Annotated in this window: 12 protein-coding genes; 8 read left to right on the top strand and 4 right to left on the bottom strand. The window is 42.4% G+C overall.

Going from position 1 to position 16,078, the window contains the following annotated elements; translation table 11 throughout:
* Positions 1-41: 41 nt before the first annotated feature.
* A complete protein-coding gene (locus C8D94_RS00365; protein ID WP_115121932.1) occupies positions 42-536 on the top strand; it encodes a very short patch repair endonuclease in 495 nt (164 codons plus the stop codon).
* Here the strand turns inward: C8D94_RS00365 and C8D94_RS00360 are convergent.
* Complete coding sequence (locus C8D94_RS00360) at positions 533-2,761, bottom strand: response regulator (protein ID WP_115121931.1); 2,229 nt, start codon at positions 2,759-2,761, stop codon at positions 533-535. The genes C8D94_RS00365 and C8D94_RS00360 overlap by 4 nt on opposite strands.
* Positions 2,762-2,865: 104 nt before the next feature.
* Between C8D94_RS00360 and C8D94_RS00355 the strand changes: the two genes are divergently transcribed.
* The 4 genes from C8D94_RS00355 (at position 2,866) to C8D94_RS00340 (ending at position 7,775) form a co-directional block, all read left to right on the top strand.
* On the top strand, positions 2,866-4,005 hold the full coding sequence (locus C8D94_RS00355) for a methionine aminotransferase (RefSeq protein ID WP_115121930.1): 1,140 nt from the start codon (positions 2,866-2,868) through the stop codon (positions 4,003-4,005).
* Between the two features lie 143 nt (positions 4,006-4,148).
* The gene (gene katG / locus C8D94_RS00350) at positions 4,149-6,371 is read left to right on the top strand and encodes a catalase/peroxidase HPI (protein WP_115121929.1); all 2,223 of its coding nucleotides are present in this window, start codon (positions 4,149-4,151) and stop codon (positions 6,369-6,371) included.
* Between the two features lie 97 nt (positions 6,372-6,468).
* Entirely contained in the window at positions 6,469-6,939 is a 471-nt protein-coding gene (locus C8D94_RS00345) for an ankyrin repeat domain-containing protein (RefSeq protein WP_115121928.1), read from the top strand.
* A 53-nt stretch (positions 6,940-6,992) separates the two neighbouring features.
* Entirely contained in the window at positions 6,993-7,775 is a 783-nt protein-coding gene (locus C8D94_RS00340) for an amidohydrolase (RefSeq protein WP_115121927.1), read from the top strand.
* On the opposite strand, the gene C8D94_RS00335 is transcribed toward C8D94_RS00340, so the two are convergent.
* Both C8D94_RS00335 and C8D94_RS00330 read right to left on the bottom strand, forming a co-directional pair.
* Positions 7,762-9,453 (bottom strand): Ig-like domain-containing protein, encoded by a 1,692-nt coding sequence (locus C8D94_RS00335; RefSeq protein ID WP_115121926.1) that lies wholly within the window; start codon positions 9,451-9,453, stop codon positions 7,762-7,764. The two genes, C8D94_RS00340 and C8D94_RS00335, sit on opposite strands and share 14 nt — an antisense overlap.
* 6 nt (positions 9,454-9,459) lie before the next feature.
* Positions 9,460-10,020 (bottom strand): ComF family protein, encoded by a 561-nt coding sequence (locus C8D94_RS00330; RefSeq protein WP_245946155.1) that lies wholly within the window; start codon positions 10,018-10,020, stop codon positions 9,460-9,462.
* 188 nt (positions 10,021-10,208) lie between these two features.
* On the opposite strand from C8D94_RS00330, the gene C8D94_RS00325 reads away from it, so the two are divergent.
* Positions 10,209-11,090, top strand: a complete 882-nt coding sequence (locus tag C8D94_RS00325) for a hypothetical protein (RefSeq protein ID WP_115121924.1) — start codon at positions 10,209-10,211, stop codon at positions 11,088-11,090.
* 111 nt (positions 11,091-11,201) lie between these two features.
* On the top strand, positions 11,202-12,743 hold the full coding sequence (locus tag C8D94_RS00320) for a glycine--tRNA ligase (RefSeq protein ID WP_115122971.1): 1,542 nt from the start codon (positions 11,202-11,204) through the stop codon (positions 12,741-12,743).
* Between the two features lie 60 nt (positions 12,744-12,803).
* Here the strand turns inward: C8D94_RS00320 and C8D94_RS00315 are convergent, their stop codons facing one another.
* Positions 12,804-13,154 carry a hypothetical protein gene (locus C8D94_RS00315; RefSeq protein ID WP_115121923.1) on the bottom strand — a complete coding sequence of 117 codons (351 nt, stop codon included), beginning with the start codon at positions 13,152-13,154 and terminating at the stop codon, positions 12,804-12,806.
* Positions 13,155-13,397: 243 nt separating this feature from the next.
* On the opposite strand from C8D94_RS00315, the gene C8D94_RS00310 reads away from it, so the two are divergent.
* On the top strand, positions 13,398-16,052 hold the full coding sequence (locus C8D94_RS00310; RefSeq protein ID WP_115121922.1) for a GEVED domain-containing protein: 2,655 nt from the start codon (positions 13,398-13,400) through the stop codon (positions 16,050-16,052).
* The last annotated feature ends 26 nt before the right edge of the window (positions 16,053-16,078 follow it).

Here is a 16,078-nt window from a genome sequence, read left to right as displayed (position 1 = left end):
CTTAACAATCATTGTAAACAAGAGTTGTTATTTTTATAACAATGGTCAAATATGATAAAGCAGGGAAAATTATAGTGCCTCGATTTAACGAGGAAAACGGTTTTTATACTACAAAGAAACGCTCTAGGATCATGAGCAGGATTCGTGGGAAGAATACAAAACCAGAGCTCACCTTCAGAAAAGCGTTGTGGGCAAGAAATATAAGATACCGTGTAAACAACAAACAATTGCCGGGCACGCCAGATATTTCAATTAAAAAATTTAGATTGGCCGTTTTTATAGATGGCGAATTTTGGCATGGTTACAATTGGGACCAGCGTAGGGAAACCCTAAAAACAAACCGAGAATTTTGGATCGCCAAGATTGAGCGCAACATGCAAAAAGATACCGAGGTAAATATTGCGCTACGAGAATTGGGGTATACCGTATTCAGGTTTTGGGAGAGTGAGGTAAAGAAAGATGTAGAGCGATGTGTAAACGATGTGGTAGGCTACATTAGGTCTTTCCCTTATTTTAATGAAAGGGGGCTGCCTTAAATAGCTTTCAGGCTTATCTTGTTGGGTACATTGCCTGTGAGTAAATTCTTCGCAATGGTTTGACGGAATTTTTCCACATCGTATGGTTTTACTATAATGTCGTTCATGCCGCTATCGAATATTCTAAAGCGAATTTCGTCAACTTCAACAGCAGTAAGGGCTATTATGGGTATAGTGTTGTTGAATTCCCTTATTTTTTTAGTGGCATCAATCCCATTCATCACGGGCATGTTTATATCCATGAGCACAAGGTCGTAATTGTTTTGTTTCACCATGGTAATGGCCTCTTTACCATTTTTTGCTATATCGCACTGTACCTTTTCTTTTTCGAGGATCTTCTTGGTTACCATTTGATTGATGCGGTTATCCTCAACAACTAAAATACTTTTTTGTGATAGCATTGATGTATCCACAACTGGCGACAAGTTGTTTGCTGTTCCTAATTGTGCTATATCGAACAATAGGTTGAATTGAAACTTAGTCCCTTTCCCCAATTCACTGGTTACGGTTATGTCGCTGTTGGACTGTTCCAATAATTTTTTAACTATGGGCAGCCCAAGCCCCGTACCTTGAAAATCCTTATTGCCAGATTCAATTTGCGAAAATTCATCAAAAATGGTTTCCAGTTTGCTTCCTTCAATTCCAGAACCTGTATCCTTAACAGTAAAGGTTACGAGTATTGTTTTTTCGCTTGCATTACTTACAGAGGCTATTACGTCTATCACTCCTTCTTCGGTAAACTTGCAGGCGTTGCCAATAAGGTTCATAAGTACCTGTGAGAGCCTCACAGAGCTGCCTTTCAATAATTGTGGGATATCTTTTGAGATGTGTACGTTTATTTCGTTTTTATGTTGAATGCGCATATATTCAAAAGAAGATACTATGGTGTCTATAAGTTCCCTGAGGTTAAAAGCGGCGGCATCGGATGTATGGGAATCATTTTCAATCTTGTTCATTTGCAATACATCGTTTATCAATGCCAAAAGATAGTCTGCCGAGAACTTGAGCGATTTAAGGTCTTTTTCGTGCTTTTTTAATTCTTCATTTTCCAATAAAATAGTACTCAATCCTATTACACCATATAGTGGTGTTCGTAGTTCGTGGCTAACGGTAGAGAAAAACTTAGCCTTAGATTTTGCCAGTTGGTCACTTTTTTGCTTTGCACGGAGGTATTCCTTATTTTTTACCCGTAGTTCCCTAACCAATGCTTTCCTCCTACGGTAGGCGTACCACAAGTACAATGTTACTAGCAAACCAAGACAGGTGGCCACCCACAGAAACTTATTGGTGCGTCTGTTGGTTTCCATAAGCTCAGCCTGCAATACATTTTTAAGCCGGGCATCTTCAGCAATTTTTTGGTATTCGGCAAGCTGGAATTTTGAAGCTGCACTTCCAGAAGCAGCAGATTTGGCTATTTCGCGGTTTTCGAGCAGGTACTCTTCGTATTTTTCTCTTGTGTTATAGGCCTCTTCAAAGCGTCCAGTAGTAAAGAGCACATCACTATACCCACGATAACTAATCTCCAGCTCTGCAGTAAGTTTGTGTTCTTTGCCTAGTGCAATTGCTTTTAAGAATGCCTTTTCAGCTTTTTCATGCGCTCCTTTTTGTTTGTAATAATCCCCATAGAGGTTTTTTATTCCAGCTTTAAACGAGGGCGATGGGTTGTGTCTTTCTAAAAATTCGGCTTTTATTAAATGGTAGAGCCCGCTCTTATAGCGCTCAAAGCTAAACGCTGTAACAACCGTGTTGTAGTGGGCTTTGGCCAAGCTGGCGGTGTCTTTTATTTTTTTGAAACCCTTGATGGACTTTTTATGGTACCTCATGGATTTTTCATAACCATCCTCTTCAAAAGAATATAAATTTGCAAGGTCCATATAGGTAATCGCAATAGCGGTATCGTTTTTCGACTCGGTAGCGTACCGTTCGGACTTTAAAAAATTTTCCTTGGCCATTTCAATATCCTCCAAGGCCAGAAAATCGTATCCCAAAAACCTATAGCCCTTATGGATAAGGTTTGCGTCCCCAAGTTCAAATGCCTTGTTCAGGATTTTTACATTTACCTCCATAGACTTTTTGTAGTTTCCGGAGATATAGTATGTTTCCGAAGAATCTATTAATTGTTGTATCTTGAGTTTTCCGCTATGGGTTAAGGAGTCTGCCTGTGCCAAGACTGTGGCACACTGCAGGGAAAGTGTGAAAAGGAAGAAAAAATATAATTTCTTCATGGATTGTAAAGTAGGTTTGTTTGGGGCGCGCAAGATACAAAATTATAGCATATATAATGGTCTTTGCCCTTGCAAGCTAGTAACGTAAAAAATTGAACTTAAGTATGATTACAAGTAAATTACCCAATAACACTACGACCATCTTTACTACCATGAGCTTGATGGCTGCAAAGTATAATGCCATTAATCTTTCCCAAGGGTTCCCAAATTTTAATTGCGATCCAAAGTTGCTCGTACTCGTTAGCAAAGCCATGGAAGAGGGCCACAACCAGTATGCACCTATGCCGGGGGATATTTTGTTGCGCGAGCGTATTTCGCAAAAAATAGAAACGCTACACGGCGCCTTTTACAATCCCGAGACCCAAATAACCATCACCGCAGGTGCGACGCAGGCCATTTTTACGGCTATTGCTGCTACCATACACAAAGGTGATGAGGTGATTCTCTTTACCCCCGCATACGATTGTTATGCCCCATCGGTTACACTTTTTGGAGGAAAGGTGGTGCCAGTGCAATTACAGCCCCCTTCGTATTCCCCGGATTGGATGACGGTGCGTAATTCCGTTTCTGAAAAAACCAAAATGATTATCATTAACAGCCCGCACAATCCCAGTGGCATGCTTTTTTCTGAAAATGATATGCTCCAGCTCCAAGAAATTGCTGAAAAGAATAATCTCTTGGTGCTAAGCGACGAGGTGTACGAACATATTATTTTTGAAGACGCCACACACCAGAGTGCCGCAAGGTTCTCTGCCTTGGCCAAGCGTACTTTTATAACTGCTTCTTTTGGTAAGACCTTTCACGCCACAGGCTGGAAAATGGGCTATTGCGCCGCTCCAGAAAACTTAATGGCAGAGTTTAGGAAAGTACACCAGTACAATGTATTTTCGGTAAACAATCCTATTCAAAAAGCGCTGGCTACTTATCTTAAAGATGCTTCCCATTACAATGGGCTAGGTGCTTTTTACCAACAAAAAAGAGATTATCTTATAGCGTTGCTGAAGGGTTCCCGGTTTAAGTTACAACCCTCTAAGGGGACCTATTTTCAGCTATTGGACTATACGGAAATAACACAGGAAGCTGATGTTTCTTTTGCTGAAAGGCTTACAAAGGAGTATGGGGTGGCCACCATCCCAACCTCGGTTTTCAATACCGAAAATAAAGACTTCAAACAATTGCGGGTATGTTTTGCAAAGACCGAAGAGACCCTCGAAAAAGCTGCTGAAATATTAAAATCTATTTAAATGTTCTATAACGTTGAGTAGTTGCTATAAATTTTGTCAATTGTATAATGGGTACAACCGATTGCTTTTCCAAATATTGGCTGTAATATTTTGTAATTTTAAGCTTCTGAAAATAAAACATCAACCTTTAAAACTATAGTGTTATGAACAAAAATGGTGAAGCCTGGGAAATAAACGACAGTGATGCAGCAAAATGTCCTTACTTTGGGGGCATCCAGGGACAATCTGCAGGGAGTGGCACCACTAACAAACAGTGGTGGCCCAATAAATTACAGCTCAATATCCTTAGACAAAATACTGAAAAATCTGATCCCATGGGTGAAGATTTTAACTACGAAGAAGAGTTCAAAAAGTTAGATTATAACGCGCTTAAAAAAGACCTTATCAATTTAATGACAGACTCCCAAGATTGGTGGCCTGCAGATTTTGGTCACTACGGCGGCTTGTTTATACGTATGGCCTGGCACAGTGCCGGAACCTATAGGGTGACCGATGGTCGTGGAGGCGGAAATACAGGAAACCAACGCTTTGCACCCCTTAATAGTTGGCCAGATAATGGAAATCTGGATAAAGCTAGATTGCTGCTATGGCCCATAAAGCAGAAATACGGTAAAAAAATCTCTTGGGCAGATTTAATGATCCTTGCAGGGAACTGTGCCTTGGAATCCATGGGCTTTAAAACCTTTGGCTTTGCTGGAGGTAGGAAAGATGTATGGGAACCAGAGCAGGATATCTATTGGGGATCAGAAACCGAATGGATGGACTATAAAGAACGTTACGAAGACGGTGAGCTGGAGAAACCATTGGCAGCCTCACATATGGGATTGATTTATGTAAACCCCGAAGGCCCCAAGGGAGAACCAGACCCAATGGGCTCGGCACATGATATAAGAGAGACCTTTGGTCGTATGGCAATGAACGATGAAGAAACGGTAGCTCTAGTTGCCGGAGGACACACCTTTGGCAAGGCACACGGTGCTGGAGATGCTGAAAAATATGTAGGCGTTGAGCCAGAGGGAGCCGCTATAGAACATCAAGGACAAGGGTGGATAAATACTATGGGCACAGGTTGCGGAGATGATACCATTACCAGTGGCTTGGAAGGCGCTTGGACCCCCAACCCAACCCGCTGGGATCATGACTATTTTGATGTATTGCTCAATTACGATTGGGAACTCACTAAAAGCCCCGCAGGCGCACACCAATGGAGGCCTACCGAAGCTTCACAAGCAAAAAAGGCACCTATGGCACACGACCCTTCCAAAACACAGGATTTAATGATGTCCACAGCTGATATTGCCCTAAAAACCGACCCAAAATACCTTGAAATATCAAAACGCTTCCACAAGGACCACAAGGCCTTTGAAGATGCATTCGCCCGCGCTTGGTATAAACTGACCCATCGCGACATGGGACCCGTATCTAGATATTTGGGGCCAGAGATTCCGCAAGAGGAATTGTTATGGCAAGATCCTATTTCAGAAGAAACGGTTTCAACTATTTCAAAAAATGATGTGGCTGGGTTAAAACAAAAGATTGCAGCTGCAGGCCTGTCCAATTCACAATTGGTCTCAGCGGCCTGGGCCTCGGCTTCTTCATACCGAAACAGCGACATGCGAGGTGGTGCCAATGGAGCACGTATTCGATTGGAGCCCATGAAAAGCTGGGAAGTGAACGAGGGTATTTCTGAAATTATAGATGCATTGGAAAAAATTCAGAAAGATTTCAATGACGGACAATCAGGCAAAAAAGTTTCCTTGGCCGATGTGATCGTACTGGCAGGAAATGTGGGAGTGGAACAAGCCGCCAAGAATGCGGGACATGAGGTTGCCGTGCCCTTTAACCCGGGAAGAGGTGATGCTACGCAGGACCAGACCGATGTAGATTCCTTTGCACACTTGGAGCCTGTTGCCGATGGTTTCAGAAACTATTTGAATGAAAATCAAAAAATTTCAGCAGAAGAATTGTTGGTAGACCGCGCAAACCTTATGACACTTACGGTGCCGGAGATGGCTGTATTACTTGCAGGAATGCGTGTTATGGATGCCAACCACGATGGTTCTTCCTATGGGGTGTTTACCAATAACAAAGGTGCCTTGACCAACGATTTCTTTAAAAATCTGTTGAACCTTGGAATTACATGGAAAGCTACGGACGATTCTGAACAGAAATTCGCTGGACGCGACCGAAAGACCGGAGAGGTGGAATGGGCCGGAACCCGTGTAGACCTTATCTTTGGTTCCAATAGCGAGCTGCGAGCCATAGCCGAAGTCTACGCCTGCGCCGATGCCGAGAAGAAATTTGTAAAAGATTTCGTGGCGGCTTGGCACAAGGTAATGAACCTAGATAGGTTTGACCTTGCGTAATGGCCTACAAAAAGAACCTATAGTACCATAATTTATAGCAAGGCAACACTATGGAGTGTTGCTTTGTTTTTTATCTTTATAGTAACAAAAAAAACCTATGGAAACTTCAGCATTATTTTCAGCAATTAGAGAACAGGACGTAGCTACAGTAGGCAATTTGTTGTCACAAAACCCAGACTGGGTACATGAAAAGGACAGCCGTGGCAGTACGCCATTGTTGTTGGCCACCTACTACGGGTATGAGGATGTTTCAGAAGAAATCTTAAAACACCCACAAAACATAAATGCACAAGATGCCAGCGGAAACACTGCATTGATGGGTGTATGCTTTAAGGGCTATATTCCGCTCGTGGAATTGCTCCTACAACACGGGGCCGATGTAAACGTGACCAACTTTAACGGTGCGACAGCACTTATCTTTGCTACAACATTTAAACAAAAGGATATTGTAAAAATGTTGCTGGAACAAGGAGCCGATACCACCATTAAAGACGACCGTGGAAATACCGCGCTGGATCACGCCAAGATGCAGGGCGCCACTGAAGTGATAACATTATTGGAAGAATAGTCTTAACCCTAAAAATACCCCTAACAAGTTTACACCCTTAAAAACCAAAATTCTTGAAAGACAAAACCCTCATCGTAACCATCATACAATCACACCTGCATTGGGAAAACCCAGAAGCAAATAGGGACATGTTCGAAAAGAAAATAAAGGGAATTTCTAAGGAAACCGATCTGGTGATCCTCCCCGAAATGTTTACAACGGGCTTTACCATGAATCCCTCGCCCTACGCCGAAGAAGAGAACGGTGCAACCTTGCTGTGGTTGAAACGTTTGTCCAGTGATACAAACTGTGCCATTACGGGAAGTATTATTGTAAAAGACAATAGCTTGTATTACAATAGATTATATTTTGTAACTCCAGAGGGAGATGTAGAGGAATACAATAAAAAACATACGTTTACCCTGGCTGGCGAGCACAAAGTGTATAAAGCAGGTCGAAATAGAAAAATCGTCGAATATAAGGGTTGGCGAATATGCCCGTTAATTTGTTACGACTTACGTTTCCCCGTATGGGCCAGAAATACTGAAGCATACGACCTACTCCTCTACGTGGCAAATTGGCCCGAAAAACGCACCACTGCTTGGGATGCTCTGCTAAAAGCGCGAGCTATTGAAAATATGAGTTATTGTATTGGTGTAAACCGAGTTGGATTGGACGGTAACGGCCACAATTACGTGGGGCATAGTGCGGTGTACGATGTGCTGGGTGAGCATATTTCTACAAAAGGGTATGAAACTGAATTTGTAGCCACCATTCCCCTCTCCAAAAAACACATCGAGGACAACCGAAAACACCTTCAGTTTTTGAACGATAGGGATGCATTTACTTTAAAATAAAGGTTTCCTGCAAACTCCAGTTGGCGCGCACCTCAATTTTTTTAGGGTAATAGACTATACGTTCAGGTTGTATGCGCTTTAAAAAATTACCTGTATCCCATCTTTGGTTCTCGTTAGCGTCAAAAATGATACGGATGTAGTAAAATCCAGGATCTATAAATGTGAAATCTACGGTCTGGTTTTCAGAAACCCACGTGGAGGCAACAATTTCATACTTTGAGTTCACCAGCTCTATAATATACGGGAAGTCGTTCGCATTTTGAAGACTGAGTGCAATGGTCCCATAATCGTCCTCTGCTTTTGTTTTAAAATTGTAGGTAAGGGTATCGTTCGTTTCTTCAAAAAAGTCAGTAAAAGCGCCCGGAAGTGCGGTAATAAAATAGCGTTGGTCTGTATTTTTTTCAAACAGAAGTTTCGCTCTATTGTAAACCGAATCTTTTTGCGTCTTGATTTCCACAGCTGCCGAATCCTTATCCATCACCTGTATCAAGTTTTTATCTATCGAGACCAAAGGCGTATTGAACTGAAGCTGAAACGTATCTTTAGGTGTAAGTGTGCCGCTCTTAACTGATGAAACTTTCAGCGAATCTGCATACAGGTCCTTTACACGAACTTCCAGTGTGTCTATGGCCAGTCTGTTCTTGGCCAGGAATAGCAAGGAATCGGTCACCTCATGGTCAAATGCAGGTTTAAACCAATACTGTATTGTATCCTTTTTGGCATCGCGATACATTGTCGATTCATAACCTTCAGGCACCGAGGAAAGCGGCTCTAATTGCAAACTGTCAATATTGCCCTCAAACCCGAACAAAAACTGGTTTTTGCTCACGTGGGTGGGACGCGTCATATTATAATCCAGTTGTTCCTTAAAAAGGGTTAGGGTGTAGGTAGTATCGGTTGGGAGTGTTACGGTGTCCATAACAAATCCAATCTTGTCGGTCTTGGGCTGGAAGGTATAATCGTTCGTTTTTTCCTTGAGGGCCGTTAATAGATATTTCCCCTCTTTCAAGTTGGTAAATTGAAAAGTCCCGGTACTATCGGTTGTTGTGGTGATGTACATGGGTTTTTTGCTGAAAAGGAGCGAATCTGTATAGTTTTCATTCAACTCGTATAACGAAACCACTACTGGGTTTTTGGCTTCGGGGAGTAGGGCATCTTTCACGGCTCCATTAAGCCGGAGACTATCGATATAGCTCCCGGTAGAAAAAACATACTTAAAGTACGGAAATTCGTTTTCTTCGTTATTATCTACAATACTCTTCCCAAAGTTGAAAGAGTACGTAGTGTTTTCCCTAAGTGTATCCAAGATTTTTACCCGTAGCTGTTTTGATGTGTTCAAAGGGGTGATGATGGGTTGGTATTCCAAGGGCGGGGACACGATGAGGTTTGTTTGTACATCTACCAATTTAATGTACTCATCAAAGTAAATTCGTATCTCGTCGCCTTCAAAATTGGTGGTATAATTTTCTGGTACACTACGTACTATCACAGGAGGCAAAGAGTCCCTTTCCCCTCCAGAAGGACTGCCGCGCTTGGCACAGTCCACAAAAGATAGCGCAAACAACAGTGCCATAGGAATGTACAGTAACCTGTGCCGTACGGGATTCAATATGTTGAGGAAATTATTCAAGACCGTAAAAATAGCAAGATTTTTTAGGGTACGTTGGGTTATTTGCAAGTTTGTCTAGGCCATTGCAATAGTTGCAAGACTAATTTTTGAAGCCCCTGCTGCCAGTAGTTTATTGGAGCAGTTTTCCAGCGTAGCACCGGTTGTAACAATATCATCCACCAATAAGATATGTTTGCCCATTATTTTTTGTTGGTTCGTAACACTGAATAGTTCCTCGTTCCCAAAACGTGTAAGACGCTGTTTAAAAACCTGGGAGGTTGTTTTGTTGGTTTTCAGCAATACATCTTCAATAAAAGGTTTTTCTAAAGCTTCTGCTATTTCTCGAGCAAAGCCCGTTACTTGGTTGTAGCCCCGTTTTCTTTTCTTCAGCTTGTGGATGGGTACCGGGATGATGCATGAAACGTTTTGGTAAAGTTTGGTTTCAGCAAGTTCGGTACCGAGCCATTTCCCAAAATACACCCCAATCTGCTCCCGCCCTCTATACTTAAGGTTGTGCAATAGTTGTTGTGTGAGCCCTTTTTTGTGGAATTTGAGTAGTGCCGTGGCATTTTCTACCGCGACCCTTCCAAAGAAAACATCTTTCATGGCCGTACTTCCCGTTTTGTGGTGTGCCAACAAGGGCAAGTCGTGTAAACACTTGGTGCACAGTACTATTTCCCCAGACACTAATTTACCGGAACAGCCATTGCAGCATTTAGGGAACAACACATTTAACATAATTTAAGAATTTTTACCATTTCATAAACAAGTGGTTAGCAAATGGCTCACTACTTTAGCCGTTTAAACCTAATTCCCAAGAAATTATGAGTCCCGAAAATAATAGTTCAAAATTTAAAGTCCTGGTTGGGGTCCTTTCAGTTTTGCTTATTGGTCTTGCCGTGTACACTATAATCCTATACAATGATAGTAAAAGTACCGTATCTAACCTAGAGCAACAAAAAATTGAAATTGAAACCGAACTGGAAGAACTTATTGCAAACTACGATGAGGTAATACAGGAGAACGAGCTAAAAGACAACGACCTGTTAGCGGCCAGAGAACGCATTGAGGTTTTGTTGGATTCGGTTAAGGATGCCGAAGCCAATGTTGCCCTTATACAACGATATAAAGCAGAAGTGGGCAGGCTGAAAATGGAACGCAAGGCATTGTTCCGTAAGGCCGATAGCCTAATTGCAGCCAATGATAGATTGGTTGTGGAAAGAGATAGTACCAGTAGTGTCTTGAATAAGACCATTAAAGTGGTAGATTCTGTAAATATGGAAAATGAAGCACTCTCTGAAACCGTTAAGTTGGCCTCCCTTGTAAATGCAACCGATTTAAGGGGCGAAGCCGTAATAGTACGGAACAGCGGTAAGATAGTAGACACCAGAAGAAGCAGCCGTGCCGATAAAATTAGGGCTTGCTTCCAGCTAGCTCCAAACCCAGTGGCACAAGCTGGAGACAGAATATTCTTTGTGCAAGTTATAAACCCCAAAAACAACATACTGGGAGAAAAAGGCATACACCAGTATGAAAACGGTGTGCTTAATTTTAGCAAATCTGTAAACGTGTTCTATGAAAATGAAGAGTTGGATGTATGCGCCTTGGTAGATGCAAAAGAAGAAGACCTCGTAGAGGGAAGGTATACCATAAACGTTTTTGACGGCGGTAGGCAAATTGCCACGACCACTATGGAGCTCAAATAATAAACCGCAATAAACAATTTTAAAACCCGTACTTGCCAGTACGGGTTTTTTCTTTGTAAAAAGTAAAGCGCTATGGGTAATGGTAAAGGGGCTTTTTTCTATTTTTGTGCCATGGCAAAAGACGATCAATTTAAAAAAGTAGTTTCGCACGCAAAAGAGTACGGCTACATATTTGGTTCTAGTGAAATCTACGATGGCCTTAGCGCCGTGTACGACTATGCACAGAACGGGGTAGAATTAAAAAAGAATATTCGTGAGTACTGGTGGCGAAGCATGGTATATATGCATCAAAACATTGTAGGGATAGACGCCGCAATACTCATGCACCCTACAACCTGGAAAGCCTCTGGACACGTAGATGCATTTAACGATCCACTTATAGACAATAAGGATTCCAAAAAAAGGTATAGGGCAGATGTGCTACTGGAGGATTACTGTGAAAAACTAGAGCAAAAGGCACAAAAGGAAATTGCCAAGGCAAAGAAGCGTTTTGGCGATGCTTTTGATGAGGAACAGTTTGTAAGCACCCATCCACGTGTGGTGCGCTACCGTGAGCAGCAAAAGGAAATCTTGGGAAGGATGGCAAAATCTCTTGGAGCCGAAGACCTTGCCGATGTAAAAGCCCTTATAGAAGAACTGGAGATCGCCGACCCTGAAACAGGTTCCCGAAACTGGACCGATGTAAAGCAGTTCAATCTTATGTTTGGGACCAAGTTGGGTGCCAGTGCCGAAAGTGCTACCAATCTGTATCTACGCCCAGAAACCGCACAGGGGATTTTCGTGAACTTCCTTAACGTGCAAAAAACCGGTAGGATGAAAATTCCGTTCGGGATTGCCCAGACGGGAAAAGCGTTTCGTAATGAGATAGTAGCACGGCAATTTATCTTTAGGATGCGAGAGTTTGAACAAATGGAAATGCAGTTCTTTGTGCGCCCTGGAGAGGAGCTGAAATGGTATGAGTACTGGAAGGAAACACGTCTTAACTGGCACCTTTCCCTAGGGATGGGGAAAGAGAACTATCGTTTTCACGACCATGAGAAACTGGCGCACTATGCCAATGCTGCGACCGATATTGAATTTGACTTTCCCTTCGGTTTCAAGGAGCTGGAAGGGATCCACTCCAGAACAGATTTCGACCTGAAGGCCCACGAAGAACATAGCGGTAAAAAGTTACAGTTTTTCGATCCAGAGCTGAACAAGAACTATGTCCCCTATGTGGTAGAAACCTCTATTGGCTTGGATAGGATGTTCCTGGCCGTATTGAGCCATAGCCTGCAGGATGAGACTTTAGAGGACGGAAGCTCTCGGGTAGTGCTTAAACTACCGTCTATAGTAGCACCTATTAAGGCTGCCGTATTGCCATTGATAAAAAGGGATGGCCTGCCTGAGATTGCCCAAGAGATTGTAGAAAACCTGCAATGGGACTATAACGTAGTGTATGATGAAAAAGATGCTGTAGGAAGGCGTTACAGACGCCAAGATGCAGCGGGAACGCCATACTGCATCACGGTAGACCATCAAACCAAGGAGGACCAGACCGTAACCTTACGCGACAGGGATTCCATGGAACAAGTGCGAATACACATAGACCAGTTAAAGGAAAAACTGAAAAAGAGTATTTCCTACGAACATTGGCTAAAGAATGTTTTATAAAAAAAAAAGAAAGGCTGCAATTATGCAGCCTTTCTTTTTTTTTGAATAATATATTCCTAGTTACATCTCCTTCATCTCCGAAATCTCAACGGGGTTCGCATTCTCACAGCGGTTCATCATACGTAGGGGCCTAAACTTGTACCATACGGACATCCCATCCTTTTTGTAAGCTTCCTCTAGGTTTATGGGGTCGTACATAACTTGGTTGCCGTCAATTTCAGAACTAATGATATACGGGCAGCCACTTTCACCGCTTGAGGCAACAATGGTGCCTTGTGTAAAACCGTTAGCGACCATGGTTTGGGCATTGGCAGTGTTTTCCATAGCGTCATTTTTTTGGGTCTTGCTGGAGCTGCAGCATGATGCCACGGCAAAAGTAAGAGCGAGTACTGTTATTTTTAAAAACGTCATTAGGTGGTTTTTTAAGATTTCTATTGGGGTAAATTACAAAATATGTACCTATTTAATGGGCATCCATATATCTTTTATAATTATTGCTGCATATTTTAATAGTATCCTAGCAGGCTGCTAGATTTTAATATTCTAAATTATTGATACTTAGACTGTTTAATTATTGTTTTTTGTGAGGTATTCAGCGAAATTCTTAGTAATTTTAACATCTATTTTACAAAAGTTTAACTTAATACCTATTTTATGAAATTTAAGATCTTTACAATTTTCTTTTTGGCCTGTGTCTTTGGGATACAAGCTCAGGAAAATTATGGGGCGACCGACTTTGGAATGTTAGAAGGTCCCTACTATGTTCCAAGTATCGCAGAGCAAAAAGCTAGTGGGATACTTATCGCTGCAGATAATTCCCCTATGTTGGGACAGCCCAAGCGCAAGCACGGGAACAACGTAGTTCCAGGTAAGGGGAGCGACGGGAATGATCCGTTGGTAAACTTACAGCGCAATGCACAGCAACAACGCGTGCAGCCACCTATTCTGACCTTTGTGGCAGATATCTCACAGGCAACCCCTTCAGATCCTACTGGAGCTGCTGGGCCTAACCATTACGTCGCTGCATGGAACTCTGCGTTCAGGATTTTCGACAAAAATGGTAACCCATTAACCAATGAGCTTAGTTTGGGGACGTTATTCCCTGGAAATACAATTGGAGATCCTATAGTATTTTATGACGCTGAGGCAGATCGCTTTGTAATTACAGAGTTTGATAACAACCCTAATGGTTTTAACGTAGCCGTTTCCCAAGGGAGCGACCCGGTAACTTCTGGATGGCACGTATATACCACAGGTTTTGGTACAGGAAGTTTTCCAGATTATACCAAGTTCTCGGTATTTGGAGATAAGTATATGGTTACGGCAAACATTGCCAATAATAATAGGGTTTTTGCCGTAGAGCGTAACGAGATGCTAGATGGTAATCCTGCACAATTTGTGGCATTGCCATTGCCAGGAATTTCTACAAGTGGTTTTTATAGCCCACAAGCCTTCCACACAACCGATGATGTATTGGCACCCAATAATGCTCCAGCTCCTATTGTATACCTACAGGATGATGCTTGGGGAGGCGTTTCGGATGACCACTTAAAGGTCTGGAACGCTACTATAGACTGGAATAACCCTGGAGGCGCAACTATGAGTGCCGCACAGGAAATCACAACTGCAGATTTTGTAAGTGTATTTGATGGAGGTTCGTTCTCTAACCGTCCGCAAGGTGGAGGGATAGATATAGATATTTTACAAGCAACAATAATGAACCAGGCACAGTATAGACGGTTCCCAACCTACAACAGCGTTGTTTTCAACTTTGTGGTAGATGTGGTTGCCGGTGGCGGCGAAAAAGCTGCCATTCGCTGGTATGAGCTACGCCAAGTAGGTGGAGACACACAACCTTGGACCATACACCAAGAAGGTACGTATGAAGCACCGGACGGTCGTGACGCATACTCTGGTAGTATGGTTATGAACTCTGTTGGGGATATTGCTATGGGATATACCTCTTCTTCTTCAACCGATAGAATTTCAATACGTTACACGGGACAATTAGCATCTCTAAATACACCCAACGTAATGAATGTTGCTGAAGAGTTAATTGCACAGAGTACTGCAGCAAACCCAAGCAACCGTTTGGCAGATTACGTACAGTGTACGGTAGATCCTGTTGACGATACGTTCTGGCACATTGCTGAATATTTTGAACCATCACGTCGTGATGTAGTGGCACATTTTAGTCTTGAGCCACCTATGCCAGATGATATAGGGGTAGTGAGCATAGACGAACCTAACTCTGGTGTGTTAACAGCTACCGAAGATATAGTAATAACCATACGTAACTTTGGAAGTAACGATATTACAGACCCCTCTGTACAATACATAATAGACACAGGAACTCCTGTGGTTGAAACTGCTACTACAGGTACAATCGCAGCTGGAGCAACTGCACAATATACGTTTACAACACAGGCAGATCTTTCTGGCGTGGGTCCTTTTGTTATTGAGGCAAGTACATTGTTAACAGGAGATACAGATCCTTCAAACGATACTGCTACCAAGACCGTTGAGCAAGTTGTAGGAGTTTGTATGCCTACGGCTATTGAAGGATGTAACGTAGATGGAATAAAGAGATTTGTCCTTGGTGATATAGATGCCGATGATGGAGGAGACGGCTGTAACACTGAACCCGCAGGAAGTCCACAGGGCTATGCAGATAGAACAGATCTTTCTACTAACCTGAGCAGATTGTCAGGCTCTAACGTACATATCTTACAAGCGCAACAAAACTGGACCGGAGGTCCTGGTGTTGAGGCACTTTCGGTATGGATAGACTTTGACGATAGTGAAACCTTCGAGCCAAGTGAGCAATTGATCGCTGGAGAGTTTTTTCAAGATGATAACGTTTTGGAAGATTTTATCCTGACCATCCCAACAGGCGCTACGCTTGGAAGCCATATTTTAAGAGCAAAGGCTATCGATACCTCGGCAGGTGGAGACATTAACGATCCTTGTACAGATTTCGACTTTGGTGAAGTTCAGGATTATACCGTTGTTATAGATGAGTCTTTGGGTACACAGGATAATTTGTTTACAGATTCAGACTTTATGATCTTACATAAAGGAAACCAGCAGTATGAGATTACACTTACCACTACAGATTTTGATGGTGTAGCAGCAATAGCTGTATACAACACATTAGGACAAATGGTAACGTTTAACAACATTTCAAAAACTGGTAACACCTATACGTACCAGTTGGATATGTCTTATGCAGCTTCTGGATTATACCTTGTAAAAATGGGTGATGAGAGAAGTAGATCTTTCGTAACAGGAAAGATAATTGTAGAATAGTCCATACACTATATTTTATCAAAGAA

The organism is Marinirhabdus gelatinilytica (genome assembly GCF_003353425.1).
Taxonomy (GTDB): Bacteria; Bacteroidota; Bacteroidia; order Flavobacteriales; family Flavobacteriaceae; genus Marinirhabdus; species Marinirhabdus gelatinilytica.
The sequence above is the reverse complement of the archived record's forward strand: the minus strand, read 5'-3'. Positions and strand labels throughout refer to the sequence as shown.

What these genes read in the sequence shown, in the direction of transcription:
- C8D94_RS00365 (WP_115121932.1), top strand. Translation starts at nt 42, where the DNA reads ATGGTCAAATATGATAAAGCAGGGAAAATTATAGTGCCTCGATTTAAC.
- C8D94_RS00360 (WP_115121931.1), bottom strand. Translation starts at nt 2,761, where the DNA reads ATGAAGAAATTATATTTTTTCTTCCTTTTCACACTTTCCCTGCAGTGT.
- C8D94_RS00355 (WP_115121930.1), top strand. Translation starts at nt 2,866, where the DNA reads ATGATTACAAGTAAATTACCCAATAACACTACGACCATCTTTACTACC.
- katG (WP_115121929.1), top strand. Translation starts at nt 4,149, where the DNA reads ATGAACAAAAATGGTGAAGCCTGGGAAATAAACGACAGTGATGCAGCA.
- C8D94_RS00345 (WP_115121928.1), top strand. Translation starts at nt 6,469, where the DNA reads ATGGAAACTTCAGCATTATTTTCAGCAATTAGAGAACAGGACGTAGCT.
- C8D94_RS00325 (WP_115121924.1), top strand. Translation starts at nt 10,209, where the DNA reads ATGAGTCCCGAAAATAATAGTTCAAAATTTAAAGTCCTGGTTGGGGTC.
- C8D94_RS00320 (WP_115122971.1), top strand. Translation starts at nt 11,202, where the DNA reads ATGGCAAAAGACGATCAATTTAAAAAAGTAGTTTCGCACGCAAAAGAG.
- C8D94_RS00315 (WP_115121923.1), bottom strand. Translation starts at nt 13,154, where the DNA reads ATGACGTTTTTAAAAATAACAGTACTCGCTCTTACTTTTGCCGTGGCA.
- C8D94_RS00310 (WP_115121922.1), top strand. Translation starts at nt 13,398, where the DNA reads ATGAAATTTAAGATCTTTACAATTTTCTTTTTGGCCTGTGTCTTTGGG.